This is a genomic window from Paraburkholderia sp. WS6 (genome assembly GCF_030464835.1).
In the GTDB taxonomy this organism is placed as follows: Bacteria; Pseudomonadota; Gammaproteobacteria; order Burkholderiales; family Burkholderiaceae; genus Paraburkholderia; species Paraburkholderia madseniana.
On record NZ_JALQCK010000061.1, the window covers coordinates 1 to 24,933 of the forward strand.

Genomic DNA, 24,933 nt, shown 5'->3' on the forward strand with positions numbered 1-24,933 from the left:
CCGCCCCGCACAGGGGCAACGCTAATAGACCACTAACAATTCAAGGAAAGGCCAAAGCCATAAGAACAAGGACAAGAAGCGCCGCGAAGGCAAACCCCCAACCCATTCCCACCGCCGCAGGCCCCCTTATCTAACAGCCGACTTCCCATCCCCCAAAGGCTCCGCCTCATCCCCAGCCCCTGCATCCCGCGTCTCAGGCATCGCGGCCCACACCAACAAAACAGCAAGCGCACCCGCCGCAGCAAGCCCAAAAAAGCTCACCGCATTGCCAAAATGATCCGCCACAAACCCAGCAGCCGTCGTGCTCAAAGTAGCCCCAATCCCGGCAGCCAACCCAAACAACCCGATACAAAGGTTATACCGCCCCTTCCCGCCAGCAACATCGGCGGCAATCAACGGCAGCATCACACCGAACACGGCCGCGCTCAGGCCGTCGAGCATCTGCACCGGCACCAGCAAATAAGGGCTGCTGATTCCAGCGAACAACAACGCCCGTATCGGCAACGCCGAAAACCCAAGCAGCAGAATCGGCCTGCGTCCCCACCGCTCGGCAGAGCGCCCAACCCATGGCGACATCATCGCCACAATCGCCTGCGGCACGATGATGCACGCGGCAATCACGAGCTGCACGTTGTCGCCCATGCCGGCCGTCACTTCGCCAGCGGCAAGATTCAGCATCGCAGCATTCGACAAGTGAAACAGCACGATACAAGCCGCAAACAGGAGCATCCGCTTGTCACGCAACAACTCGCGCAAACTCTCGCGCCGTTCGATCTGCGCCGGTGTCGGCCCGGCTTTCGGGAGCTCGATCGTGTCGGTACGCTGAATCATCGTCAGCGCAAACAGCGCAGGGACCGCCAGCGCCGCGGTCAGCCAGAACACCGCGCGGGGCGAATAGTATTCGCCGAATACGCCCATCAACCCGGCCGCGACGGCGCTGCCGATCGACGCCCAGCGCGCATTGCGTCCCAACCGGTCGCCCAGATTCGCGCGCCCCACCAGCGCGAACGAGATCGCGGCCAACGCCGGCGTCAGCATGCAGCTCGCAAAGCCGTGGAACACCTCCGCGGCAATCACCGGCAGCACCGTCGGGCTCGCGGCCAGCAGCACCGCACTGAAGATGATCGCGAAGATCGCCCATGCGGCAGCGCCTTTCTTGTTGCGCAACGCGTCGACGGCAGCGCCGCCCGGCACCTGACTCACCATCGCGCTAATGGTGCCGACGGACAGCGCCATGCCGATCTCGCCCTGGGTCCACTTGTGCGAGGCAAGGTACGACGCAATGAACGGCCCGAAACCCGTCTGCACGTTGGCGACGAAAAAATTCAGCCAATCGAGTGCGCGCAAACTGCGCGCGGTGACTAAAGTGCGGCCTGTCATCGGGCCGCCCGTGTGTTGGAACCCGCCGTGACTGTGGCCGGCGCGGCAGAAGCCGCAGTGGCGGGCGCTGGCGCGGAAGCGGGAGCGGGAGCGGGAGCGGGCGGCGGCGCGGGCGACACCGCGCGGATCGGCTTGTCGCTGGCGTACGGCGGCGTCGCGTTGATCTGCGCATCGCTCAGATCGATCAGCGGATGCAGCTCCTTGTCTTTCGTGACGAAACGCAGCGCGGACCAGTTGGCGGCAATCGTGCGCCGCTCGGTGCTGACCATGCCGTTGACGTCGAGCACGACCGCCTGCGGTTGCGCGTTGGCGTCGATCAGCACATCGATCACGCGGCCGACCTTGGCGCCGTTCGAGCGCTCGACGTCGGTGTCGATCAGCGGCAATTGCACGGCGGCGGACTTCGCCGCGGGAGTCGGCGTGGCCGTCGCGTTAAGTGTGATCGGCGCGGTCTTCGCGGTCGGCGTGAAGCGGAACGCGTTCCACGGGAAATTGACCTTGCGATCGCCGACGCCGAGGAAGCCTTGCAGATTGACCACGATTTCGCGCGGCTTGCCGCTTGCATCGGCGATCAGATCGACCGCGCGGCCCACTACCTTGCCGTCGGGCTTCTGCACTTCGCTATCGAGCAAGGCGCGCGCCTCGCTGCGCTCGATCGTGCGCAGCACGATCAGCGGCGGGGGCGCGGGGGGAGGCGGCGCGGGCGTGGCGACCGGCGGCGGAGGTTCGACCTTGCGTGGCTTGACGACCGGCTTCTTGGGCTTCTTCGGCTGTTCGGGCTCGGCCGCTTCAGTCTCGGCCGGCTCCGGCGCGGAGGCGGCTACGGGCGCGCTCGCGGGTTCGACGGGCATCACCGTGGCATCGACAATCGGCGCCTGTTGCGGGCCCCACAGCAGGCTGCAACCGGACAGCGCGAACAGCGCGAACACAGCAAGAAGCAGAAGACGCCAGGCAGGACGCGAAAAACCGCCGCTCATCAAGAAGGACTCCATGGGCCAGTGCGGACGGGCGCTGCGGGCCGCCGCCGTTAAGACACTCAGTTGCGTCAGGTAAGGGCCAGAGTGTAACCCGCGGCGCCGGGGCGGCCCGGTTTTGCAGGCTTTCTGACAGGTGTCCCCGGCGCACGATTCATACCGCGTTGCGCGCTTCTGGCCCCGACGTAGGCCCGTTTTTGCGTGCCGAACCCCTCAAAACCCTTTCACAACTCGATGACAAATCGTAGGTGTAAACGCGCGGAGCGTCCCCATGGTTTGCCGTCCCTTAAACGATATAAGCATCGCGACATGTCGAGCATGCCATTCATGCGATGGGAGACATATTTGTGTTGGCCTACATTTCGGGACAGCAAAAGAAGAACGGAGCATGCGGGTTGTCTGACGCATCGCAAGCCGACGTTCAAACCTTGCCACACCACATTAGATCAACGCAACGAGACGAACCTGATGGCGGCCGGAATACGAGCCGTTTCAGCCCGCTGATAAAGGAGGCACTCATCATGATGGAACCCCACGCCCAACCGATTTCTGAAGTCGGCGCCGAATCATTCGACGGAAAGGGCTTTCTTGACCGCTACTTCGAAATCTCTTCGCGCGGCAGTTCGCAGCGTACGGAAATTGTCGCGGGCATCACGACCTTCCTCGCGATGGTCTATTCCGTGTTCGTCGTGCCGGGCATGTTCGGCAAAGCGGGCTTCGATACCAGCGCGGTGTTCGTCGCCGTGTGCCTGACCACCGCGTTCGGCTCGCTGCTGATGGGCGTGTGGGCGCGCCTGCCAATCGCGATCGGCTGCGCGATTTCGCTGACTGCGTTCACGGCGTTTGGCCTCGTGCTCGGTAAAGGTCTGCAGCCGAACGTTGCGCTCGGCGCCGTGTTCCTGATGGGTGTCGTCTTCACCGGGATCTCGGTGACGGGCGTGCGTTCGTGGATCCTTCGCAACTTGCCGACCGGCATCGCGCACGGCACGGGGATCGGCATCGGCCTGTTCCTGCTGCTGATCGCCGCGAATGACGTGGGTCTGGTCGTCAAGAATCCGGGCGCCGGTCTGCCGGTGTCGCTGGGCAATATCACGGCGTTGCCGGCGATCATGTCGGTGGCGGGGTTGGCTGCGATCTTCGGTCTGGTGCGCCGTCGCGTGCCGGGTTCTATCCTGATCGTGATCGTCGCGATCTCGGCGATTGCGCTCCTGATCGATCCGGCGGTGGCGTTCCACGGCGTGTTCGCACTGCCGTCGCTGAGCGCGCCGGGCCATTCGTCGCTGATCGGTGCGATGGACATCAAGGGCGCGCTGTCGATGGCGGTCCTGCCTAGCGTGCTGGCACTCGTGATGACGGCCGTGTTCGACGCAACCGGCACGATTCGCGCCGTCGCCGGACAAGCGGGTCAACTCGACGAAAACGGCCGCATCATCAACGGCGGCCGTGCGTTGACGGCGGATTCGCTGAGCTCGATTTTCTCGGGCCTGCTCGGTGGCGCACCGGCGGCTGCCTACATCGAATCGACGGTCGGCGTAGCAGCCGGCGCGAAGACGGGCATGGCGGCAGCGGTGGTCGGTCTGCTGTTCCTCGTGGTGATGTTCTTCTCGCCGTTGGCCAGTCTGGTGCCTTCGTATGCAACGGCCCCGGCGCTGATGTACGTCGGCCTGCTGATGCTCTCGAACGTGAGCAAGTTGCACATGGACGATATGGTCGACGCGATGTCGGGCCTGATGTGCGCCGTATTCATCGTGCTGACCGCCAACATCGTGACGGGCATCATGCTCGGCTTCGCGACGCTGGTGATCGGCCGCGTGGTGAGCGGCGAGTATCGCAAGCTGAACGTGGGCACGGTTGTTATCGCTGTCGTGCTGGTCGGCTTCTATCTCGGCGGTTGGGCGATCTGATTCTGCCGCATTGAGTTTTGCGCGGTTTGCTGTAACGCGAGAGTGGGGCGGGCTTTCCTTGCCGCTTCGCTCAAACGTGTAGTCGGTTGTTCTCCACCTTGACGCGGCGTGTCGCAGAGTTTGATCTGCGATGCGCCGCGTATCTTTTTTGAGCATCCCCTTCGCACCTTCCTCTTCCTGCGCGCTTTGAGAAAAGTGCGCACCTGTCCTTGACATTCTTACGCGTGTTTCTATACTTAACCTCATGGTTAAGTTTAATGAAGCGTTACTCGATCGCACCTTTGCCGCGCTGTCCGATCCGACGCGGCGTGCGTTGCTCGCGCGTTTGTCCCAACTGAACGATCTGTCGGTCAGCGAACTCGCCGAGCCGTTTGAGATGTCCTTGCCTGCGGTGATGAAACACCTCGACGTGCTGTCCGAGGCCGGTCTTATCACGCGTCGAAAAACCGGCCGCACGGTGGCGTGCCGCCTGTCCGCCGGACCGATGGAGGAAGCCATGGAATGGCTCACCCGCTATCAGCGCTTCTGGTCCGAATCACTCGATCGTCTTGCTGCTTTCGTCGAAGAGGAACCGCCATGTCCGCCAAACCCAGTCTTACCCTCCAGCGCCGAATCAACGCCGCGCCCGCCAAAGTCTTCCGCGCCTGGACGGAATCGGCGCAACTCATGAAGTGGATGCATCCGGGTGATGCCGAGGTGATTCGGGCGGAACTGGATGCGCGCGTGGACGGACGCTATTTGATAAGGTATCTCAAGACGGACGGCCGGGAACTCGAGGTCAATGGTCAGTATCTGGAGGTGGTGCCCGACGCCAAACTGGTGTTCACATGGGCATGGCGTTCGAGTCCGGAGCAGGAGTCGCTCGTGACGGTGCTGTTGCGCCCGGACGGCAACGCTACCTTGCTGACGCTCACGCATGAACAGTTCGTCGACGAAGAAACGCGCGACCACCACCAATTCGGCTGGAACGGCGGCCTCGATTCGCTGGAACGTTACTTCGCCTGAATTCGTCTGATTTTGCTCTATCGAACCTGCACGACGCAGAGAAGGAGACGCACATGGACCCGCAACACCGTATCGGCACGAGGGAAGAATGGCTGGCCGCCAGCAAGGCGCTATTGGTCGAAGAGAAAGCGTACACACGCGCCGGCGATGAACTCGCCCGCAAACGCCGGGCGCTGCCCTGGGTGAAGGTCGAGAAGACCTATGTATTCGAAACGCCGCAAGGCCCCAGGACACTTGCCGATCTGTTCGGCGGCCGTAGCCAGTTGATCGTCTATCACTTCATGTTCGGCCCGGATTGGGAAGAGGGCTGTTTTGGCTGCTCGTTCGTGTCGGATCACATGGACGGCATCCTGACGCATCTTGAACATCACGACGTATCCTACGTGGCGGTCTCGCGTGGGCCGCTCGCGAAGATCGAGGCTTTCAAAAAACGCATGGGCTGGAAGTTTCCGTGGGTGTCATCGAATGAGAGCGACTTCAATTTCGACTATCACGTGTCGTTCACGCCGGAGGAGATCGCCAGTAAGAAGGGGTACTACAACTTCACCGAGCAGGATGTCGGCATCGACGAGCTACCCGGTCACAGCGTGTTCTACAAGGACGCAGCGGGCGACGTCTATCACACGTATTCCACCTACGGACGCGGCGGCGAGCAGTTCCTCAGCGCGTACGCGCATCTCGACGTAACGCCGAAAGGCCGCGAGGAGAAGAAGAATATGGGCGAGTGGCTCAAGCATCACGATCGTTATGAGGAGAAGGCGAGCGGTTGCGCCGCGTGCAGCGCTTGACGCGCGCCGGCAAAGAATAAGCGGGACGTCATGCCCCTTTGCGTCCCGCTTCATAAAACAGCGCGAACAACTCCGATTGCGAGTTGACGTTGAGTTTCGTATAGATGTGCTTCTTGTGCGCGCGCACCGTCTCGAACGAGATCGTCAGTTTCTCTGCGATGGCGCGCGTTGAAAATCCGCTCAAGGTCAGCATCGCCACCTCCACTTCGCGCGCGGTGAGTGACGAGCGGCCGCCCACCGACGACACCTGCTCGAAACGCGCGGCATAGGTGGGCGTATCCGCTGGGGCGCCCGTGTCGATCGCTGTTTGCGCCACCGCCTCGCTCGAGGCCGGCTCCGGCGCGTCGAATGCCTCATACGGCAAGCGCTGCCGCAATAGCGCGATCACCCATGGCGCGCAAAGCGCGAGCACTGCCAGATCACGCTCGCCGTAGCGCTGCGTTGCGCCAAGCGAGAACGCCAGCGTATGCCTCGCGTCTATCATGTAGTTGAAGTGCACTTCATCGCCGACGATGTTTTTCCTGAAGTACCGCTGGTAATAGTCGGTCATCGAGAAGTTGTCGGGCGCGACGTCCGCCAGCGTGACGAAACCCGATGCGGGCTTCTCGGTCGCGGCAATATAAAACGGGTCGAGTTGATAGAGCGCGGCGAGATAGTCCTGGAACATCACATCCACCGTGCCGTCCGGTGTCGGCGATTCTGCGCAGACGAGCGGCGCCATGCCAGGCGTGAAGCGCAGGGCGACCCAGTTGTCGAACACGACATAGCGTTCGAGCGCGCGTGTGAGGCGAGTCCAGAATTGTGCGCTGTCGAGTGCTTCGATAACCGCGCCGATCTCGCGATGAAAGGCCAGATCGCGCCATTCGAGTTCCATGCGTGCTCCGTTGAGGGTAACCCTGCCGGGTGATTACGGACAAAAATATGTCTGGTAATAATAGGCCCAACCTGAAACGCGGGCGCCTGACTACAGCCGCTATTTAACGCGAAGCAGACTGGTAATGGGACCAGAGTAAGTGCTTTGCTTGGGACTAGAGTAAACGCTAAAGCGCCAACTCTGGTCGACAGCTAAAGCGCCAACTCTGGCCGACACAGGAGACAAAATGCTTCAACTCGAATTGGCACAGATCCCCATCGTGGATGGCGCCGTGGGCGTAGGCGGGGTAAACGTGCAACGCGTGCTGCAAACCATCGGCCAACGCGCGGCCGGAACCGATCTGATCGTGTTTCCGGAGACCACGCTGTCGGGTTTTCCGACGCGAGACACCATCGGCGACGTGGCCGAACCGATCGACGGGCCGTCGCTGACCGCCGTCCGCCATGCGGCGCGCGAAGCACGCGTAGCCGTGGCGGTAGGTCTCGCCGAGCGTGACGGCAGCCGCTTTTTCAACACCACGGTGCTGGTCGACGAACGCGGCCAGATCGCGCTGCGCTATCGCAAGACGCATCTGTGGGCGTCGGATGTCGGTGTGTTCGAACCCGGCGACCGTTACGAAGTGTGCAGCTTCAAGGGTCTGACCGTTGGCATCCTGGTCTGCTACGACATCGAATTTCCGGAAACGGCGCGCGCGGTCGCCTCGCTCGGCGCCGATCTGCTGATCGTGACGAACGGCAATATGGACCCGTTCGGGCCGGTGCATCGCCGCGCAATCGTGGCGCGCGCGATGGAAAATCAGATGTTCGCGGCGCTTGTGAATCGCATCGGTTCGGGCGACGACAATCTCACGTTCCCCGGTGAATCGGCGCTGATCGATCCGTTAGGCGACGTGGTGTGCGACGCCGGTCACGAAGAAACGGTTCTGCGCGCCACGCTCGATCCCGCGCGTCTCGAAGGCGCGCGCGAGCACTATCGTTATCTGCATGACGCGCGCATTTCGCTCGACCTCGCGACGCTGGACGGCGAGCAAGGGCAACGTGCGCGTGTGATCCGCGCGCGCTAAGGCGCGTGCGCGGGCCGCGCAGGTGCAGGCGCACATAAGCGCCTATACGCACCTGCGTGCACCTACGCGCACCACGTTAGACAAAGCATCATCGGCGCGACATCCGCGCACCCAGCAAGACTGATCGACAAAACCCGACCGGGGCGCGTTCAACGTTGCCCTCGACGACGCTCGCCCATTCGCAAGAGGAGACACCGTATGACCCCAACATCCCCCACGGAGCGCGCCGGCGCACCTGCCGCGCCCCAAAGCGCGCATCTGAAACGCACCCTCGGCCTGCCTTCGGTTTTGCTGTTCGGCCTCGCCTATATGGCGCCGCTGATCGTCTACGGCACCTATGGTGTGCTGGCGACCGCCAGTAACGACACCGCCGCGCTCGCGTATCTGATTGCCCTGATCGCGATCGTGTTCACCGCGCTCAGCTACGGCAAGCTCGCGCGGCTTTTCCCGGTAGCGGGTTCAGCGTACACATACACGCGCAAAAGCTTCAATCCGCATCTGGGCTTCATGATCGGCTGGGCCACCTTGCTCGATTACTTTTTCCTGCCGATGGTGATCTGGCTGATCGGCGCCGCGTATCTCAGCGCCGCGTTTCCGCACATTCCAAGCTGGATCTGGATCGTCGCGTTCATTGTGTTGACGAGCGGGCTGAATATTCTCGGCCTCGAACTCGCGAACCGTTTCAACATCGTGCTGATGGTCGTGCAACTCGCGATCGTCGCATTGTTCGTCGTGTTGTGCTGTCACTATGTGACCGCGGCGGTCGGTCCCGGCGGTCTGATTTCGGCCGAGCCGTTCTTCAAGCCGCATGTGCCGTTCTCGGCGACGATGGCAGGCGCCGCGATTGCCGCCTACTCGTATCTCGGCTTCGACGCAGTGTCGACGTTGACTGAAGAAACCATCGCCCCTGAAAAGACCATGCCGCGCGCGATTGTACTGATTGCGCTGATCGGCGGCGCGATCTTCGTGATCGCCGCGTACACGGTGCAGCTCGCGCATCCGGGTGCGGTATTCAAGGATCCGGATTCGGCCGCCTTCGAAGTCGCGCGCAAAGTAGGCGGCGATATCTTCGTGACGGTGTTTCTGGCCGGGCTGATTCTCGCGCAGTTCGCGTCGGGCATCTCGGCACAGGCAAGCGTGGGGCGTCTGCTGTATGCAATGGGACGCGACGAAGTCTTGCCCAAGCGCATCTTCGGTTTCGTGCATCCGAAGTTCAAGACGCCGGCGCTGAACATCGCGATCGCGGGTGCAATCGGTCTTGTCGCACTGAAGCTCGACGTGGCGACCTCGACCTCGTTCATCAATTTCGGCGCATTTCTCGCGTTCACCGCGGTCAATCTGTGTGTGATCCGGCAGTTCTTCAACGCGAAGGGCAGCGCGAATGCCATGGGTGTGATCGGCGGCCTGCTGTTGCCGCTGGCTGGTGCGATTGCGGATATCTGGCTGCTGGTGAGTCTCGAGAAAACCGCACTGGTACTCGGCGCGGTGTGGTTCGTGCTGGGGTTGTGCTATCTCGGCTGGATCACGCGCTGTTTCCGTCGCGCGCCGCCGGAAGTCGCGGTCTGACGTAGCCGCTCGCGCCTCTACTCGTGGTTGTCCGTCGGCGGCGAGGTGAGACGCAAGTTAAAGCTGATGGCGCTGCATCGCGCAGCGCCGAACTCACAACGCCATGTCGAAGGCGGGTTTGAGGAACAGTTCGATCGCCATCACGACAAGGCTCATCACGGCTGCGGACAGCGTCAACGTGCCGTACTCGTCGTAGCGTGCATCGTACAGGCATGCTACGACGAAAATAATCGCTAGCAGGTTGGTCAGCCAGTCGAAATTCAACGCCAAGGTCATCGATCAAATCCGGGCTTACGCGCGACTCGTATCGTCGAATCGCGCTATTACGTGAGCCGGATTCTAGCGAGTTGAGCTTACGGATTTGCTACGCCTGGGCTTACATGGATTACGCCCCGGAGGACGTCCCCTCGGCTTGCGCCCCGAAGGAAGCCCCCTTGGGTTAAGCCGCGAAGGAACTCACTTGGCGGCCATCATGTCGCGCTCGATCCAGTCGATCACCGACGTGCGTTCAGGCTGCCAGCCGAGCAGTTTGCGTGCGCGCTCACCGCGCACGCGGCTGTTCGAACCGAGCCCGTACGAAGCCATTTCGTAACCCCACTCCTTCTGCGCTTCTGCGAGCGGCCAGTCTTGCGGCTCGCCCAGTTTCATCACGCGGGCGATCGCGGCGCTCATGTCACGAAACGACGCCTCGCCGCTTTCGACGAAGTAGAAGGTGCCCGCCGGCGTCTTCTCCAACGCAAGGCGATAGAGTTCGGCGACGTCGTCGATATGCACGTTCGACCAGATGTTGCCGCCGCTGCCCACATGCCGCACCACGCCGCTCTTTTGCGCCTGACGCACAAGCCGTGGCAACTGCACGCTTGCGCTGCCCGGCACCGCGCCGTGGCCATAGATCAGCGTGTTGCACAACACCGCCGAGCGGATGTTCTGCTGCGCCGCATCGAGTACGAGCTGATCGATGGCGACGCGTGCCGCTTTGTCCGCGGTCGGCTCGGGCAGGGCGTCTTCGTGATAGATGCGTGCTTCGCCCGCTTCACCGCCCGAGGCATCGCCGACGATGCTCGAGCCGCTCGTATGCAGAAACGGCTTGCCGGACCCGGCGAGGCCGTCGATCAACGCTTTCACTGCGCCTTCATGGTCGCTGCTCGCGGCGTTGATGACCGCGTCGGCGGCTTTGGCTTCGGCGATCAGCAGTTCACGGTCGTCGAGCGTGCCGATGGCGGGTTCGATACCGAGGCGTTGCAACTCGGCGCTGTGTTCGGGCTTGCGAATCAAACCGCGTACATGGTGGCCGGCGCGCACGAGGTGCGCCGCAATCGAACCGCCGATAAAGCCGCTTGCGCCAGTAATGAAAATCTTCAAGACGTTCTCCTAAGGTGGAAACACCGGAAATACGATGACATGGACGCAGTATCCGCCGTCTTGATTCTCGCAAATAGCGTGTTAGTCTCAAATCAATCTTGATTTGAAATCAATAATGAAGACTTCCACCGACGAATTACTGGTGTTCGCGACGGTGATCGACTGCGGCTCGATCACCGCGGCGGCCGAGAAATTGCAGCAGACCGTCTCCGGCGTGAGCCGTGCACTCACGCGGTACGTCTAAAAAAGCCCGCGGCTCCCATGAGTGCGCGGGCTTTTTTGCGTCTTCGGTGCGCTCTCCTATAACTCTGGAAGACGCGCATCGAGGCCGAGGGGCAACGACGCAGAGCGGAATCGGTGGATTGGCCGTTCCGACTGACCCGGCCGCGCCAGCCCGGCGTCATGAGTTTTTTTGTCCGCTTGCCGCCCTGTATTTTGAACGTGTATATACAAGTTGGTTGTCGCGACGAACAAATGCGATGCGGCGCGCGCCGACACCCGAAACCCCCGGCTCAAGCGATATGCATACCACGTAAGCTTCCATCTCTAATGGAAACCCCCAGGCCCGAAGCTGCAAAAACAAGTTGTATATACAAGCCGACGCCGCTAGACTTCCTCTTGAATTGTATAGACAAGACAGGACACAACACCATGATGATTCTGAAGCCCGGCTACCTGACCCTCCCGCAACTGCGCCAGATCGCCCGCGAGCACGTCGCGCTGCAGCTTGATCCCGCCAGTCACGCCGCCATCGACGCCTGCGCCAAAGCCGTCGCCGATATCGCCGCAAAGGGCGAGCCGGCGTATGGCATCAACACGGGTTTCGGGCGCCTCGCCAGCACGCACATTCCGCATGACCAGCTCGAGCTGCTGCAGCGTAATCTGGTGCTGTCGCACGCGGTCGGCGTGGGTGAGCCGATGTCGCGTCCGGTGGTGCGCCTGCTGATCGCGCTGAAGCTGTCGAGTCTCGGCCGCGGCCACTCGGGCATTCGCCGCGAGGTGATGGAAGCGCTGATCACGCTGTACAACGCCGACGTGCTGCCGGTGATTCCGGTCAAGGGTTCGGTCGGCGCATCGGGCGACCTCGCGCCGCTCGCGCATATGTCGGCGACCTTGATCGGCGTCGGCGAAGTGTTCGCCAAGGGCGAGCGCATGCCGGCTACCGAAGGCCTCGCGCTGGCGGGCCTGAAGCCGCTCACGCTGCAAGCGAAGGAAGGTCTGGCGCTGCTGAACGGCACGCAAGCCTCGACCGCGCTCGCGCTCTACAACATGTTCGCCATCGAAGACCTGTTCCGCACCGCACTGGTGGCGGGCGCGTTGTCGGTGGATGCAGCAGCAGGTTCGGTCAAGCCGTTCGACGCGCGCATTCACGAACTGCGTGGTCATCAAGGCCAGACGGACGCGGCAACGGCTTACCGTTCGCTGTTGCAAGGCTCGGGCATCAATGTCTCGCACGCCGATTGCGACAAGGTTCAGGACCCGTACAGCCTGCGCTGCCAGCCGCAAGTGATGGGCGCGTGTCTGGACCAGATGCGTCATTCGGCCGACGTGCTGCTGATCGAAGCGAACGCCGTCTCCGACAATCCGCTGATTTTCCCGGACACGGGCGAAGTGCTGTCGGGCGGCAACTTCCACGCCGAGCCGGTCGCATTTGCCGCTGACAACCTCGCGCTCGCCGTCGCGGAAATCGGCGCGTTGGCCGAACGCCGCATCGCGCTGCTGATCGACGCGACGCTGTCGGGTCTGCCGCCGTTCCTCGTGCGCGACGGTGGGGTGAACTCGGGCTTCATGATCGCTCACGTGACGGCTGCGGCACTCGCGTCGGAGAACAAGACGCTTGCGCATCCGGCATCGGTGGATTCGCTGCCGACGTCCGCGAACCAGGAAGATCACGTTTCGATGGCGACGTTCGCTGCGCGCAAGCTTGGCGACATCGCTGAAAACGTCGCGAACATTTTGTCGATCGAATTGCTCGCTGCTGCGCAAGGCGTCGATCTGCGCGCGCCGCACAAGACCAGCCCGAGCCTGCAGAAAGTGATGGACGCAGTGCGCAAGGACGTCGCGCATTACGAACTCGACCACTATTTCGCACCGGATATCGCGGCCGTCACGCGTCTCGTGCAGAACGGCACGATCGCGAAGCTGAGCCCGTTCTCGTTCGCGTCCGAGCAGTAAGCTCGAACACCACGTTTCAAGCACGCCAATCAAGCCAATGAACGCACCGGCCTATCAGGGCATCAAGGACTTCATCCTCGGCCGCATCCACGCGGGCGAATGGGCTGAAGGCGACCAGGTGCCCTCCGAAAACGAGCTCGCACGCGAATTCAACGTCGCGCGCATGACGGTCAACCGCGCGTTGCGCGAGCTGACTTCGGAGCAGGTGCTGACGCGCGTGCAGGGCTCGGGCACGTTTGTCGCCCGGCCCAAGTACGAATCGACACTGGTGGCGATCCGCAGTATTTCCGACGAAATCGTCGCGCGCGGTCATCGTCATCAGGCGAACGTGCTGCACATCGGCGCGAGCATCGCCGACGAAGCGCTTGCCGAAGAAATGCAGGTGAGCGCGGGCAGTCCGGTGTTTCATTCACGCGTGCTGCATTTCGAAAACGACGAGCCGGTGCAACTCGAAGAGCGCTGGGTCAACCCGGCGGTCGCGCCCGAGTACGCATTGCAGGACTTCACGAACACCACGCCGAATCAGTATCTGGTGCGGGTGGCGCCGTTGCAGCGTGTCGAGTACCGCATCGAAGCCCTGGCTGCGGATGCGGATACACGCGAGCTGCTGACGATGGATGAACTCGAACCGTGCCTCGTGCTGCATCGGCGCACGTGGTCGCAAAGCCAGGTCGCCTCGATCGCCAATCTCTGGCATCCCGGCAGCCGCTATCGCTTCACCGGACATTTCTGATTTCACCGCTTTTAAAGACCGTTTCCGACTCATTTCCCTGAACTTCTCCCGCACATTTTCAAGCATCCCGAGGGCCACCATGAACAACCCGAAACACATCGACCCGCGTCTGGACCCGACCCGCACGATCCGCGCACCGCGCGGCGCGGAAAAGACCTGCAAGACCTGGATCGCGGAAGCCGCGTACCGGATGATCCAGAACAATCTGGACCCGGAAGTCGCTGAGCATCCGCACGCACTGGTCGTGTACGGCGGCATTGGCCGTGCCGCGCGTAACTGGGATTGCTTCGATCAGATCCTCACGTCGCTGAAAGACCTCGAAGAGAACGAGACGCTGCTGATTCAATCGGGTAAGCCGGTCGGCGTGTTCAAGACCCATGCGGACGCACCGCGCGTGCTGCTGGCGAATTCGAACCTGGTGCCGCATTGGGCGACGTGGGAACACTTCCACGAACTCGATCGCAAGGGCCTGATGATGTACGGGCAGATGACCGCGGGCAGCTGGATCTACATCGGCAGCCAGGGCATCGTGCAGGGCACCTATGAGACGTTCTTCTCGGTGGCGAACCAGCATTTCAACGGCGATCCTTCGGGCCGCTGGATTCTGACGGGTGGTCTCGGCGGCATGGGCGGCGCGCAGCCGCTGGCCGCAACCATGGCCGGCTTTTCGATGATTGCAGTGGAGTGCGATGAGACACGTATCGACTTCCGTCTGAAGACGCGTTACGTCGACAAGAAAGCGGCGACGCTCGACGAAGCGCTTGCCATGCTTGAAGAAGCGAAGAAGGCGGGCAAGCCGGTGTCGATCGGTCTGCTCGGCAACGCAGCGGATGTGTTCGCTGAATGCGTGACGCGTGGCATCACGCCGGATTGCGTGACCGATCAGACCAGCGCGCACGATCCGATTCACGGCTACCTGCCGCAAGGCTGGAATGTCGAAGACTGGCGCGAGCGTCAGAAGACGGTGCCGGACAGCATCGTGCTGCCCGCCAAGCAGTCGATGGCCAAGCAGGTTCAGGCGATGCTGACGCTGCAGGAACGTGGCGCCGCTACGCTCGACTACGGCAACAACATTCGTCAGATGGCGTTGGAAATGGGCGTTGAAAACGCGTTCGATTTCCCGGGCTTCGTGCCGGCGTATATCCGCCCGCTGTTCTGCGAAGGCAAGGGCCCGTTCCGCTGGGTCGCGCTGTCGGGTGATCCGGAAGACATCTACAAGACCGATGCGAAGGTCAAGGAACTGATTCCTGACGATCCGCATCTGCACAACTGGCTCGACATGGCGCGCGAACGCATTGCGTTCCAGGGTTTGCCCGCGCGGATCTGCTGGGTCGGCGTGAAGGATCGTTATCGTCTGGGCCAGGCGTTCAATGAAATGGTCCGGAATGGCGAGTTGAAGGCGCCGATCGTGATCGGCCGCGATCACCTCGACACCGGTTCGGTGGCAAGCCCGAATCGCGAAACCGAATCGATGAAGGACGGCTCGGACGCGGTCAGCGACTGGCCGCTGCTCAACGCACTGCTGAACACGGCAGGCGGCGCTTCGTGGGTCTCGCTGCATCATGGCGGCGGCGTTGGCATGGGCTTCAGCCAGCACTCGGGCGTCGTGATCGTCGCTGATGGTACGGACGCTGCGAAGGAGCGCCTCGGCCGCGTGCTGTTCAACGATCCGGCGACGGGCGTGATGCGTCACGCGGATGCAGGCTATGAACTCGCGCAGGAAACGGCGCGCGAGGCAGGTCTGAATCTGCCGATGCTGGGCCGTTGATCGTGGCGGTTGTCCCTAACGTGGCAACCACGACGCTCATTCGCGGCGCCGACCTCGTGGCGGCGCCGTGGAAGAACGGCGGCGGCGTCACGCGCGAAGTGGGGGCGTTTCCCGCAGGCGCAGGGCTCGATGCATTCACGTGGCGCGTAAGCATCGCCGACGTGGCGCAAGCAGGGCCGTTCTCGCGTTTCGCGGGTATCGACCGCACGTTGGTGTTGTTGTCGGGCGCGGGCATGTTGCTCGACGAAACAGACGACACCGGTGCTCACGCCGTGAAGACACACGCGTTGACGCAGCCGCTCGATATCGCGCAGTTTGCGGGCGAAGCGCGAATCGATGCACGCCTAGTCGACGGCGCCACGCGCGACTTCAACCTGATGGTCCGCCGTGGCGCGGCGGTAGGCGAAACTGAGGTATGGCGCGGCGCTACGCAACGCACCTTGTCCGCCGACGTGGTGCTGTTGTTCTGCGCCAGCGGTTCGGTTTCGGTCACGCTAGGTGTCGAAGCCCAACCGCAAGTGCTTGAAGCCGACGACACATTGCGCATCGACACGCCGAGTGCGCTGTCATGCGTGGTCGAGGGCGCGGGCGCATTGCTCGCGATCAGCATCCGCTACACGTGATCACCGCAACTATGACGACGATTCGCGTGCGCGCTTGAATCCTGGCAAACGCCTGGCAAACGCCCGGCAAAGCGCGCCGCGAACCACCACAGACACGCAACGAGCTGCAACGAGCACGCGATGAAGCAAACCGTCTGGCATCACCTGAAACTCTGCCCTGAGGGCGATCCCCAACACACGTTGCCCGATGCCGCGATTGCCGTTGAAAACGGCAAGATCGTGTGGCTCGGCACAGCGTCCGAATTACCCGCTCACTACGCTGCATGGCCGCGCGAAGATCTGCACGGCGCGTGGGTGACGCCAGGCCTCGTCGATTGCCATACCCACCTGGTGTACGGCGGCCAGCGCGCGGATGAATTCGCGCAGCGTCTCGCGGGCGTCAGTTATGAAGAAATCGCGCGGCAGGGCGGGGGCATCGTCTCGACGGTGCGCGCCACGCGTGCCGCTGACGAAGACTCGCTGTTCCGCCAATCGGCCGCGCGCCTCGAACCGCTGCTCGCCGAAGGCGTGACCGCCGTCGAAATCAAATCCGGCTACGGCCTCGATCTCGCCAGCGAACGCAAGATGCTGCGCGTCGCGCGCCGGTTGGGCGAGCGCTATCCGGTGACGGTCTATACGACGTTTCTCGGGGCGCACGCCTTGCCGCCTGAATTCGCGGGAAGAGCCGACGCGTATATCGACGAAGTCTGCAACACGATGCTGCCCGTGCTCGCCGACGAAGGACTGGTCGACGCCGTCGACGTGTTCTGCGAGCGCATCGGTTTTTCTCTGGAACAAAGCGAGCGCGTGTTCCAGGCCGCCGAGCGCCATAAATTGCCGGTGAAAATGCACGCCGAGCAGTTATCGAATGGCGGTGGCACGGCGTTGGCTGCGCGTCACCATGCGCTGTCCGCGGATCACCTTGAATTCCTCGACGAAGCGGGCGTCGCCGCGATGAAAGCGTCCGGCACCGTTGCCGTGCTGCTGCCTGGCGCGTACTACTTCATCCGCGAGACGCAATTGCCGCCTTTGGATTTGCTGCGGCGCTACCAGGTGCCGATCGCGATTTCCACCGACAGCAATCCCGGCACGTCGCCCACCACCTCGCTGTTGCTGATGATGAACATGGCGACCACGTTGTTCCGCATGACGGTGCCCGAAGTGCTGCAAGGCGTGACCACGCATGCGGCGCGTGCACTCGGCAAGGCGGACCAACATGGCTCGCTGCAAGCCGGGCGCGCGGCGGATTTCGCGGTGTGGTCGGTGGAAACGCTTGCCGAGCTGGCTTACTGGATTGGGCGTCCGTTGTGCGCGCGAGTCGTGCGCGCAGGCGAGACTGTTTATACACGGCGTGATTTGAGCTAGGGCCTGAGAGATGATGCAATCAAAACAATCACTATTTGCCGACCACGCCTATCTACCCGACGGCTGGCGCCGCAATGTGCTGCTGGAATGGGACGCTAACGGCACGCTGACATCCGTGACGCCGGATACGGCGGCGGTTCCTGACGGTGTGCAAAAAACCGCGGGCCCCGTGTTGCCTGGCATGCCGAATCTTCACTCGCATGCGTTTCAACGTGCGATGGCCGGCCTGACTGAGTATCGTGCGAATGCTACGGACAATTTCTGGAGCTGGCGCGATCTGATGTACCGCTTCGCCGCACGGATCACGCCGGAAGGGCTCGCTGCCGTCGCGCAGTGGCTGTACATCGAGATGTTGAAGGCGGGCTACACGTCGGTCTGCGAATTCCATTACGTGCACCACACGCCGGATGGCAGCCGCTATTCGAATCAGGCGGAACTGGCGCAACGTGTGGTGGATGCGGCTTCAGCGAGCGGCATCGGTATGACGATGCTGCCCGTGCTGTACCAGTACAGCGGCTTCGGCTCGCGCCCGCCGCGCGAAGATCAGCAGCGCTTCATCAACACGCCGGAGAGTCTGCTCGATCTGCTCGGCACGGTGCGCGCGGCGCGTCCCGAGAGTGCGGCCCTGCGTTATGGCGTCGCGCCGCATTCGCTGCGTGCGGTATCGGCTGATTCATTGCATGCATTGCTCAATGGTATCGATCGAAGCGCGCCGGTTCACATCCACATCGCCGAGCAAACCGCCGAAGTCGACGCCTGCCTCGAAACCGAAGGTGCGCGGCCGGTGCAGTGGCTGCTCGATCGCTTCGACGTCGACAGCCGCTGGTGCCTCGTGCACGCCACGCATGTCGATGCCAACGAAACCCTGGCGCTCGCGAAAAGCGGTGCGGTCGCGGGTTTGTGTCTGACGACCGAAGCGAATCTCGGCGACGGAATTTTTCCGGCCCAGGAGTACCTCGACGCGCAAGGGCGCATCGGGGTCGGATCGGATAGCCATATCGGCGTCGACTGGCGGGCGGAATTGCGTTTGCTCGAATACGGCCAGCGCCTGACTCGCCGTCAGCGCAATGTGCTGGCGTCGGCGCAGGCCACGCACGTGGCCGATCGTCTGTTCGACGCGGCGCTCGAAGGCGGCGCGCATGCCACCGGTCGTGCGGTGGGTGCATTGCAGGCCGGCCGCCGCGCCGACTGGCTGGTGCTCGATCCGGATCATTCGAGCATCGCCGAGCACGCGCCGAACGCGTGGCTCTCGGGCGTTGTATTCTGCGAACATGGCGAGACACCGATTCGCGACGTCTATGCGGGCGGCGACAAGGTTGTCGACAACCGCCGCCATCGCGATGAAGAGGGCGCTTACGCGCGTTATCGCGGGGCGCTCGCCGAATTGCTCAAGTAAACTGCTGACGTCGCTGGCTGAAACCACTTGCTGAAGCGAAATGCTCGCATGAATGGCTGAACACGCTGAGCCTTCGATTTTTATCGATCCCATCGATTCCGGACTGACATGACTGCTTCGTCTACTACTACTCCGCCGGTTCTATCGCTGCATCAGGGAAGTTTGCCGTTGCTGATTTCGATCCCACATCTGGGCACGCAAATCCCCGCCGATATCGCCGCAACGATGACGCCGGTCGCGCAGCGCACCGACGACTGCGACTGGCATCTCGACCGTCTCTACGCGTTTGCGAAACGCATGGGCGCGTCGATCCTGTCGCCGACCTACGCGCGTTATGTGATCGACCTGAACCGTCCGCCCGACGGCGCGAATCTGTATCCGGGGCAGGACACCACCGGCTTGCTGCCGGTCGATACCTTCGACAAGGAACCCTTGTACCTCGACGGCCATCTGCCGAGCGAGGCCGAAGTCGCGCGTCGCCGCGATGCTTACTGGAAGCCCTATCACGACGCGCTGACGGGCGAACTGGCCGCGCTGAAGGCGAAGCACGGCAAGGTGCTGCTGTGGGAAGCGCATTCGATTCGCTCGCACGTGCCGCGTTTTTTCGAAGGACGTCTGCCCGATTTCAACTTCGGCACGTCGAACGGCGCCAGCGCGGTGGCTGGATTGGGCGAGGAATTGGCTGCTGTGGTCGGGCGGCATGGCGGGTACTCTGCTGTCGCCAATGGGCGGTTTAAGGGCGGCTATATCACGCGGCAGTACGGGCAGCCGTCGCAGGGTGTGCACGCGGTACAACTCGAGTTGTCGCAGATTACGTATATGGAGGAGCAGATGCCGTATGCGTATGACGACGCGCTGGCTGCAAAGGTCGAGCCTTTGCTGGAAGAACTTGTGACGACGGCGTTGGAGCGCGTTAGGGCAGCTTGACGACGGCAGTTCGATCGTAGCGGCCTGATGTCGCTGCTGTCCGCGGTATCCATTTCATCTTTTCCGTGCGGTTCGCCGCGCTTCGCATTCCGCGAGGCCGCGACCGCGTCGGCTCACACCGCAAAGGTGTAACAGCATGTGTCCGTGATTGCATGCTGCGGCGTTCGCGCCGAACGTATAGAGCGTCGAAGGATTGGTTTAAGGGTGAACCGCGGGGTTGTGGACTCGCGGGGCTTTGACCCGCGCCTCGTTGAAACGGAGCGGCCACAAAAAAGCCTCGCTTTTGGCGAGGCTTTCCGATGCGCGCCGTATGGGGCGCCGCATAACGATCAGTGGCAGTGACGTTCCCAGTGATGGTGGACGCGCACCTTGTGGCATTCGCGGTGGTGTTCATAAGCCTGGGCGGGAGCGATCGCGCTCAGGGTGACGACGGTTGCTGCGATAGCGAGAACGAGTTTCTTCATTACAAAATCCTTAAATCATGGTGGTGGTGCTAACGCTGCAGCACGCGGCGTGCCGCAACGGGTCAAAAGAATGCCACACATCGCGCACGCAGCGGAGGAACGCCGACCGAATGCATGGGTCAACTCAAAACGCCGAGCTGTGAGGCGTTTTATCCCTGGACAGCGGGGCGCGGCAGCGTGTCGTTTCGGCACATCGAGCGTCGCGGAATGCGCGCGCGGGCATTGCGCGCCATGCGCTGAAGCGGCTACCCTTTCAGAACGATGACGTGTGCCAACCCGTCATCCATACATCGGGCAAAAAGATGGAAGACCCAGCGATGGAAGATTCCGACGAATTGCTGCTCCCGGTCTGGCGAGCGAACCTGGTGCTGCTGACCCGCGAGGTCGGCGCCGCGACGCGTCTCGCACGCATGATGACCTTTTCCGCCAGCTACCTGAAATTGATCTTGTCCGGCCAGCGCGAATTCAGCGAGGAGTTCGTACGCGGTATCGAGGCGGTGACGGGCTTGCCGAATGGCTGGATGAACGTGTCGCATACCGGGGAGGACATACCGGCCAAGGCGCGCGAAGCAATCGACAACGAACAGCCGCTTGCGCGTTTTCGCGGCACGGCGCATCCGGTGCGCAAGAAGACGGTGCTGCGCCCGCCCGAGCCGATTTTCGGCCAGACGGGTCCGGCCAAACGCGTGGAAGAAGAGACGCTCGACGCCGAAGCGCATCGGCGTCAGGCCCACTTCCGCAAGGTCCGCGATCTGGCGATGCAGGACGTGCGGCGCTTCGAGCGGCATTTGAGCCAGATGCCGGTGGACCTTGCATCGATGCGATCGAAAGTGGAGGACGTGATCGCCGCCGCCGATCTCGACCACCCGATTCAGGCGGACCTGGCTGGCCGGCTGGAGCAGATCGAAAAGCATCGGCATTTGCTGCTCAGGCATGTGGAGCGCTTGCAGGCCTTGCTCGCGCACATTGGGGGAGGGGATTGACGCCTGCAACTCGGCGTCTTTGTTGCATGCAGGCTTGAATCTCCTGGTCGTCCGGCCGCACCCTAACGCCTGCGCCGTGCGTGAAATTCCGCCTCGAGCGTCCACGTCACGCCATCCTGCGCCAGCGCGACGCCGGTCCAGCGGAACGAATCCCTCGTGATATCGGTGAAATTCCATCGAATCGGTGTGCCGTCGGCGTGCGTGCCGATCTGCACGAGATCATTGCCGACGCGCCGGCCGATCAGCTCATCGCGCTGGCCGGTCAGCGGATTCATGTAAGTCACGCGCCACGCGCGCAGCGCCGGGTCCCACACCCGCAGCGTGGTGCCGTACATGGTGTCGGCGGCAGCGAGCCCCGCATGATGTTCGCTGCGTGGCGGCATGATCCACACGTCCTGCACGGCACGCCCCTCCAGCACCCAGCCGAAATGAATCTCGCCGCGGCGGCGCGCGTTGCCGAGGTCGACGCGGTAATGCAGCACGTCCATGTCCCAACTGCCGATCAGCCAGCCGTAGAGGTCGTCGGCGGCATCGATGTCGGCGGCCCGCGCCGGGGCGGTCAAGGCGGCGTGAAAGCCGCGCTCGACGGTGTCGTCCACCATGTTCATCGTATGTGCTCCTTCGAGCGTTCAGTGAAAGCGCAATCGCCGGAACGGGCAAAACCGCGCCGGCCGCCGATGTGCTAAAACGACGATACGGACTCAGCCGAGGTGCATCTTGGGGAAAATTGCCGTCACTTTGCAGCAGGCGCTCGCGCAGCGCGCGCGGGAAGGCACGCGCGGCAGCACAAGCGCGCGTCCGCTGGCCCAAGGCGCGAGCTGGGATGTCGCGGACATCCTTTGCACCTTCGGCCCGCACGACCAGCCGTTCGAGGAACGGCACGCGGGCGTGTGCATCGCGATGGTGGTCGCCGGTTCGTTCGGCTACCGGACCGCGACGGGACGCGCGTTGCTCACCCCCGGCGCACTGTTGCTTGGCAATACGGGTGACTGCTTCGAATGCGGCCATCGGCATGCGCCCGGCGATCGCTGCATTGCCTTCCGCTATGCGCCGGCGTACTTCGAGCGGCTTGCCGCGGACGCGGGCATCGCGAGCGGCGATCTGAACTTCAGGCGCGCGCGCATTCCGTCGCTACCTGCGTTGTCGCCGCTGATCGCGCGGGCCTGTGCCGGCGCCCTGGATACGGGCGGCGCGGTGTGGGACGAACTCGCGGTCGAAGTGGCCGTCGCGACGCTCAACGCGGCGGGTGCATTGAAGCGCGCGGAACCGCCTGCAAGCGCCGCGGCCTGGTCGCGCGTGGCGCAGACGGTGCGCCTGATCGACGACACGCCAGGCGCCACGCATACGCTGACGAGCCTCGCTGCCGCGGCGGGCCTGAGCGAGTTCTACTTCCTGCGCACGTTCCAGCGCGTAACCGGCGTGACGCCGCATCAATATGTGCTGCGGGCGCGCTTGCGAGCAGCAGCGCTGCGCCTTGACGACGACAGCGCAAAGATTGTCGATATCGCGCTCGATTGCGGCTTCAACGATCTGTCGAATTTCAATCACGCATTTCGCGCGGAGTTTGCGTCGAGTCCGCGTGCGTGGCGCGCGCGAGGCAGGGCGCGTCGCGCATGACGCGGTGGTGCGCGTTCGTGGCGCTGACCGCCGCGTTGGCGTTGGTTGCGTGTGCAACCAACGCGCTTGCTGAGGGCAGTGTTTTGAACACCTCCAGCACCTCGAACGACGACCTCTCCCCCTCGACGACAGAGCGCGACGTCCACCTCTTCGTGATCCAGAAAGACGGCTCCGTCGAAGAACATGACGACACGGTCCTGCGGGCCAACACGACGAGCGGCGTCGACGATATCGCGCAACGCTACGTGTGGTTCAACAAGGACATCGAGCAGGTGCAACTGTTGACCGCGGAAACGATCGACCCGAACCGCGTCGCGCATCCGGTCGGGCCTGAAGCGATCCGCGACGTGCAGGAACCCCGCTCCGCGGGCGCACCGAGTTTCGAAGACGGCGTGTTGCGCACGGTGATCTTTCCGGGCGTCGAACCCGGCTCGCGCGTGCATCTGGCGTTTCGCAAGACGCGCACGAAGCCTCTGCAGGCCGGCACGTTCGCGTACCTGGTCGAACCGACGCGCGAGCCTGTCGAGATGCAGCGCCTGATCTTCGACCTGCCCGCCGACGTGCCGCTTTATGCCGATGCGCGCGGCTACGTCGCGCTGCCGCCGGTCACGGCAAACGGCCGCACCCGCTACGAGTTCGATTACCAGCACGGCCCGTATGCGCCGCTCGAAGCGGGCGCGGTGGGCTATGCGAACTGGGGCGACCGGCTGATGGTGTCGACCGTGCCGGACTTCGCGAGTTTCGCCGCGCGTTATCGCGGCCCTGCGGCCGACGCGACGATGAGCGACCCGGCCATCGTTCAACTCGCACGGAGCCTGACCGCAGAGGTGAGCGATCCGCGTGCGAAGGCACAGGTCCTGTTCGACTGGATGCGCCTGAATATTCGCTACGTTGCGCTGTTTCTCGGCGAGACGGCGGCGATCCCGCATAAGGCGATCGACATCCTGCACAACCGCTATGGCGACTGCAAGGACCACGTCGCGTTGTACGGCGCGCTTCTCGCCGCGGTCGGCATCCGCCGCGAGGCCGTCCTGCTCAATCTCGGGCCGTACTACAGTTTGCCGGCGGTGCCCGGCTACGGCGAAAGCGCGATCAATCATGCAATCGTCTGGATTCCTGATCTATCGCTATTTGCCGACACCACGGCAGGCGGCATGAGTTTTGGCTATTTGTCGCCGAGCGTGATGGATCGGCCCGTTTTGCTGGTCGACGAGGGCGTGTTGGCGCGCACACCGGCCACCCAGTTGCGCGAGCGCACGGCGCGCCTGCAGATCGACGTCGACGAGAACGGGGCGGCGAACTACGCCTATCGCGTGGAAGACGCCGGCTATACCGCGGAGTTGGAACGCAATATGTTTCGACGGGCAACGCGGCAGCGCACGCAACAGATTGCGGCGAATCGTCTATTGCTGACGGGCCTGCATGGCACAGCGCAGTTGCGCACGGGCGATCTGACCTCGACTGATGGACCTTTTTCCACGTCGATGCAGGGACGGGTGGCACATTTTGTCTGGACCGATGGGACGACCGCTGTACCGGCCCTGACGAGCTTGTCCGGCGGAATGGCCGGGCAGGTGCAGGCATGGCTGGCGGAGCCTGCGAGGACGCAGCCCTGGGCGTGCATCGGCGGGGAATTCGATGAAACGCTGGCGATGACACTGCCGAGGTTCGCCCGCGTGACGGATGTGCCGCCGGATGCCGTGGTGAAGGATCGTTTCTTCGAGTTTTCTTCTCGCTACGTGTTCGATCCTGCCGCGCGGGTCTTGCAGGTCAGGCGACACCTGCGAGCCGCGTTTGGCCATCAGATGTGCTCTGCCGATGAATTTGCCGGCGTGAAGGATGATCTGATCCGGATCGAACGGGATCTCGACGCCGAGGTGGTGTTGAAGGCGGTCAGGTAGCACGTACGGCATCGGCAGTGCCCACGGCAGTGGCGGTAAAGAAGTACCGCCACTGCCGCATGAACAACCACGCCGTCATGGGCAAA

The 24,933-nt window shown here is 63.0% G+C and carries 23 protein-coding genes and 1 pseudogene; 17 read left to right on the forward strand and 7 right to left on the reverse strand.

The annotated features are described in order from the left end of the window. Nucleotides 1-126: 126 nt before the first annotated feature. Entirely contained in the window at nucleotides 127-1,380 is a 1,254-nt protein-coding gene (locus tag M0D64_RS41070) for an MFS transporter (protein WP_266261838.1), read from the reverse strand. Beyond that, nucleotides 1,377-2,357, reverse strand: coding sequence for a PRC-barrel domain-containing protein (locus M0D64_RS41075; RefSeq protein ID WP_266261839.1), 981 nt, complete (start codon nucleotides 2,355-2,357; stop codon nucleotides 1,377-1,379). Before M0D64_RS41075 ends, M0D64_RS41070 begins: the two co-directional genes overlap by 4 nt. A gap of 518 nt (nucleotides 2,358-2,875) precedes the next feature. Here M0D64_RS41075 and M0D64_RS41080 point away from each other — a divergent pair. From M0D64_RS41080 to M0D64_RS41095, 4 genes are all read left to right on the forward strand, one after another. Further along, the gene (locus M0D64_RS41080; protein ID WP_154565665.1) at nucleotides 2,876-4,258 is read left to right on the forward strand and encodes an NCS2 family permease; all 1,383 of its coding nucleotides are present in this window, start codon (nucleotides 2,876-2,878) and stop codon (nucleotides 4,256-4,258) included. A gap of 244 nt (nucleotides 4,259-4,502) precedes the next feature. Beyond that, nucleotides 4,503-4,928 (forward strand): helix-turn-helix transcriptional regulator, encoded by a 426-nt coding sequence (locus tag M0D64_RS41085; RefSeq protein ID WP_266261840.1) that lies wholly within the window; start codon nucleotides 4,503-4,505, stop codon nucleotides 4,926-4,928. Next, complete coding sequence (locus M0D64_RS41090) at nucleotides 4,925-5,263, forward strand: SRPBCC domain-containing protein (protein ID WP_233465048.1); 339 nt, start codon at nucleotides 4,925-4,927, stop codon at nucleotides 5,261-5,263. The genes M0D64_RS41085 and M0D64_RS41090 overlap by 4 nt, the downstream gene beginning before the upstream one ends. Before the next feature lie 53 nt (nucleotides 5,264-5,316). Next, the gene (locus tag M0D64_RS41095) at nucleotides 5,317-6,051 is read left to right on the forward strand and encodes a thioredoxin family protein (protein ID WP_266261841.1); all 735 of its coding nucleotides are present in this window, start codon (nucleotides 5,317-5,319) and stop codon (nucleotides 6,049-6,051) included. A gap of 28 nt (nucleotides 6,052-6,079) precedes the next feature. Here the strand turns inward: M0D64_RS41095 and M0D64_RS41100 are convergent, their stop codons facing one another. After that, nucleotides 6,080-6,925: a helix-turn-helix transcriptional regulator gene (locus M0D64_RS41100; RefSeq protein WP_266261842.1), complete on the reverse strand. Its 846-nt coding sequence runs from the start codon at nucleotides 6,923-6,925 to the stop codon at nucleotides 6,080-6,082. 226 nt (nucleotides 6,926-7,151) lie between these two features. Between M0D64_RS41100 and M0D64_RS41105 the strand changes: the two genes are divergently transcribed. Together M0D64_RS41105 and M0D64_RS41110 are read left to right on the forward strand one after the other, a co-directional pair. Beyond that, nucleotides 7,152-7,988: a carbon-nitrogen hydrolase family protein gene (locus tag M0D64_RS41105; RefSeq protein ID WP_266261843.1), complete on the forward strand. Its 837-nt coding sequence runs from the start codon at nucleotides 7,152-7,154 to the stop codon at nucleotides 7,986-7,988. A 198-nt stretch (nucleotides 7,989-8,186) separates the two neighbouring features. Then, nucleotides 8,187-9,554: an APC family permease gene (locus M0D64_RS41110; RefSeq protein WP_171929433.1), complete on the forward strand. Its 1,368-nt coding sequence runs from the start codon at nucleotides 8,187-8,189 to the stop codon at nucleotides 9,552-9,554. 93 nt (nucleotides 9,555-9,647) lie between these two features. Here M0D64_RS41110 and M0D64_RS41115 read toward each other — a convergent pair whose 3' ends face one another. Together M0D64_RS41115 and M0D64_RS41120 are read right to left on the reverse strand one after the other, a co-directional pair. Next, nucleotides 9,648-9,830: a hypothetical protein gene (locus M0D64_RS41115; RefSeq protein ID WP_154565672.1), complete on the reverse strand. Its 183-nt coding sequence runs from the start codon at nucleotides 9,828-9,830 to the stop codon at nucleotides 9,648-9,650. A 180-nt stretch (nucleotides 9,831-10,010) separates the two neighbouring features. After that, the gene (locus tag M0D64_RS41120) at nucleotides 10,011-10,916 is read right to left on the reverse strand and encodes an NAD-dependent epimerase/dehydratase family protein (RefSeq protein WP_266261844.1); all 906 of its coding nucleotides are present in this window, start codon (nucleotides 10,914-10,916) and stop codon (nucleotides 10,011-10,013) included. A 115-nt stretch (nucleotides 10,917-11,031) separates the two neighbouring features. Here M0D64_RS41120 and M0D64_RS41125 point away from each other — a divergent pair. The 8 genes and pseudogenes from M0D64_RS41125 to hutG form a co-directional block, all read left to right on the forward strand. Then, nucleotides 11,032-11,151 (forward strand): annotated as a pseudogene (locus tag M0D64_RS41125) (LysR family transcriptional regulator); the annotation flags it as partial. A 416-nt stretch (nucleotides 11,152-11,567) separates the two neighbouring features. Beyond that, nucleotides 11,568-13,091, forward strand: a complete 1,524-nt coding sequence (hutH, locus tag M0D64_RS41130) for a histidine ammonia-lyase (RefSeq protein WP_266261845.1) — start codon at nucleotides 11,568-11,570, stop codon at nucleotides 13,089-13,091. Nucleotides 13,092-13,128: 37 nt separating this feature from the next. Then, nucleotides 13,129-13,824 carry a histidine utilization repressor gene (gene hutC, locus M0D64_RS41135; RefSeq protein WP_054040559.1) on the forward strand — a complete coding sequence of 232 codons (696 nt, stop codon included), beginning with the start codon at nucleotides 13,129-13,131 and terminating at the stop codon, nucleotides 13,822-13,824. Between the two features lie 79 nt (nucleotides 13,825-13,903). Continuing rightward, nucleotides 13,904-15,592: a urocanate hydratase gene (gene hutU / locus M0D64_RS41140; protein WP_154565674.1), complete on the forward strand. Its 1,689-nt coding sequence runs from the start codon at nucleotides 13,904-13,906 to the stop codon at nucleotides 15,590-15,592. 20 nt (nucleotides 15,593-15,612) lie between these two features. Then, complete coding sequence (locus tag M0D64_RS41145) at nucleotides 15,613-16,215, forward strand: HutD family protein (protein ID WP_266261846.1); 603 nt, start codon at nucleotides 15,613-15,615, stop codon at nucleotides 16,213-16,215. A 120-nt stretch (nucleotides 16,216-16,335) separates the two neighbouring features. Further along, nucleotides 16,336-17,559, forward strand: coding sequence for an imidazolonepropionase (gene hutI / locus M0D64_RS41150; RefSeq protein WP_266261847.1), 1,224 nt, complete (start codon nucleotides 16,336-16,338; stop codon nucleotides 17,557-17,559). 10 nt (nucleotides 17,560-17,569) lie between these two features. Then, nucleotides 17,570-18,955 (forward strand): formimidoylglutamate deiminase, encoded by a 1,386-nt coding sequence (locus M0D64_RS41155; RefSeq protein WP_266261848.1) that lies wholly within the window; start codon nucleotides 17,570-17,572, stop codon nucleotides 18,953-18,955. Nucleotides 18,956-19,063: 108 nt separating this feature from the next. Beyond that, nucleotides 19,064-19,882, forward strand: coding sequence for an N-formylglutamate deformylase (gene hutG / locus M0D64_RS41160; RefSeq protein WP_266261849.1), 819 nt, complete (start codon nucleotides 19,064-19,066; stop codon nucleotides 19,880-19,882). A gap of 329 nt (nucleotides 19,883-20,211) precedes the next feature. Here hutG and M0D64_RS41165 read toward each other — a convergent pair whose 3' ends face one another. Further along, on the reverse strand, nucleotides 20,212-20,346 hold the full coding sequence (locus M0D64_RS41165; RefSeq protein ID WP_266242397.1) for a hypothetical protein: 135 nt from the start codon (nucleotides 20,344-20,346) through the stop codon (nucleotides 20,212-20,214). Between the two features lie 317 nt (nucleotides 20,347-20,663). Here M0D64_RS41165 and M0D64_RS41170 point away from each other — a divergent pair, with 317 nt between their 5' ends. Then, a complete protein-coding gene (locus M0D64_RS41170; RefSeq protein ID WP_154565679.1) occupies nucleotides 20,664-21,329 on the forward strand; it encodes a hypothetical protein in 666 nt (221 codons plus the stop codon). A 62-nt stretch (nucleotides 21,330-21,391) separates the two neighbouring features. On the opposite strand, the gene M0D64_RS41175 is transcribed toward M0D64_RS41170, so the two are convergent. Beyond that, on the reverse strand, nucleotides 21,392-21,937 hold the full coding sequence (locus tag M0D64_RS41175) for a hypothetical protein (protein ID WP_266261850.1): 546 nt from the start codon (nucleotides 21,935-21,937) through the stop codon (nucleotides 21,392-21,394). Nucleotides 21,938-22,046: 109 nt separating this feature from the next. Here M0D64_RS41175 and M0D64_RS41180 point away from each other — a divergent pair, with 109 nt between their 5' ends. Next, nucleotides 22,047-22,946 carry a helix-turn-helix transcriptional regulator gene (locus tag M0D64_RS41180; RefSeq protein ID WP_266261851.1) on the forward strand — a complete coding sequence of 300 codons (900 nt, stop codon included), beginning with the start codon at nucleotides 22,047-22,049 and terminating at the stop codon, nucleotides 22,944-22,946. Continuing rightward, nucleotides 22,943-24,847: a DUF3857 and transglutaminase domain-containing protein gene (locus M0D64_RS41185; RefSeq protein ID WP_266261852.1), complete on the forward strand. Its 1,905-nt coding sequence runs from the start codon at nucleotides 22,943-22,945 to the stop codon at nucleotides 24,845-24,847. The genes M0D64_RS41180 and M0D64_RS41185 overlap by 4 nt, the downstream gene beginning before the upstream one ends. Nucleotides 24,848-24,933 lie beyond the last annotated feature (86 nt).

What these genes read in the sequence shown, in the direction of transcription:
- M0D64_RS41070 (WP_266261838.1), bottom strand. Translation starts at nt 1,380, where the DNA reads ATGACAGGCCGCACTTTAGTCACCGCGCGCAGTTTGCGCGCACTCGAT.
- M0D64_RS41075 (WP_266261839.1), bottom strand. Translation starts at nt 2,357, where the DNA reads ATGAGCGGCGGTTTTTCGCGTCCTGCCTGGCGTCTTCTGCTTCTTGCT.
- M0D64_RS41080 (WP_154565665.1), top strand. Translation starts at nt 2,876, where the DNA reads ATGATGGAACCCCACGCCCAACCGATTTCTGAAGTCGGCGCCGAATCA.
- M0D64_RS41085 (WP_266261840.1), top strand. Translation starts at nt 4,503, where the DNA reads ATGGTTAAGTTTAATGAAGCGTTACTCGATCGCACCTTTGCCGCGCTG.
- M0D64_RS41090 (WP_233465048.1), top strand. Translation starts at nt 4,925, where the DNA reads ATGAAGTGGATGCATCCGGGTGATGCCGAGGTGATTCGGGCGGAACTG.
- M0D64_RS41095 (WP_266261841.1), top strand. Translation starts at nt 5,317, where the DNA reads ATGGACCCGCAACACCGTATCGGCACGAGGGAAGAATGGCTGGCCGCC.
- M0D64_RS41100 (WP_266261842.1), bottom strand. Translation starts at nt 6,925, where the DNA reads ATGGAACTCGAATGGCGCGATCTGGCCTTTCATCGCGAGATCGGCGCG.
- M0D64_RS41105 (WP_266261843.1), top strand. Translation starts at nt 7,152, where the DNA reads ATGCTTCAACTCGAATTGGCACAGATCCCCATCGTGGATGGCGCCGTG.
- M0D64_RS41110 (WP_171929433.1), top strand. Translation starts at nt 8,187, where the DNA reads ATGACCCCAACATCCCCCACGGAGCGCGCCGGCGCACCTGCCGCGCCC.
- M0D64_RS41115 (WP_154565672.1), bottom strand. Translation starts at nt 9,830, where the DNA reads ATGACCTTGGCGTTGAATTTCGACTGGCTGACCAACCTGCTAGCGATT.
- hutH (WP_266261845.1), top strand. Translation starts at nt 11,568, where the DNA reads ATGATGATTCTGAAGCCCGGCTACCTGACCCTCCCGCAACTGCGCCAG.
- hutC (WP_054040559.1), top strand. Translation starts at nt 13,129, where the DNA reads ATGAACGCACCGGCCTATCAGGGCATCAAGGACTTCATCCTCGGCCGC.
- hutU (WP_154565674.1), top strand. Translation starts at nt 13,904, where the DNA reads ATGAACAACCCGAAACACATCGACCCGCGTCTGGACCCGACCCGCACG.
- hutI (WP_266261847.1), top strand. Translation starts at nt 16,336, where the DNA reads ATGAAGCAAACCGTCTGGCATCACCTGAAACTCTGCCCTGAGGGCGAT.
- M0D64_RS41155 (WP_266261848.1), top strand. Translation starts at nt 17,570, where the DNA reads ATGATGCAATCAAAACAATCACTATTTGCCGACCACGCCTATCTACCC.
- hutG (WP_266261849.1), top strand. Translation starts at nt 19,064, where the DNA reads ATGACTGCTTCGTCTACTACTACTCCGCCGGTTCTATCGCTGCATCAG.
- M0D64_RS41165 (WP_266242397.1), bottom strand. Translation starts at nt 20,346, where the DNA reads ATGAAGAAACTCGTTCTCGCTATCGCAGCAACCGTCGTCACCCTGAGC.
- M0D64_RS41170 (WP_154565679.1), top strand. Translation starts at nt 20,664, where the DNA reads ATGGAAGATTCCGACGAATTGCTGCTCCCGGTCTGGCGAGCGAACCTG.
- M0D64_RS41175 (WP_266261850.1), bottom strand. Translation starts at nt 21,937, where the DNA reads ATGAACATGGTGGACGACACCGTCGAGCGCGGCTTTCACGCCGCCTTG.
- M0D64_RS41185 (WP_266261852.1), top strand. Translation starts at nt 22,943, where the DNA reads ATGACGCGGTGGTGCGCGTTCGTGGCGCTGACCGCCGCGTTGGCGTTG.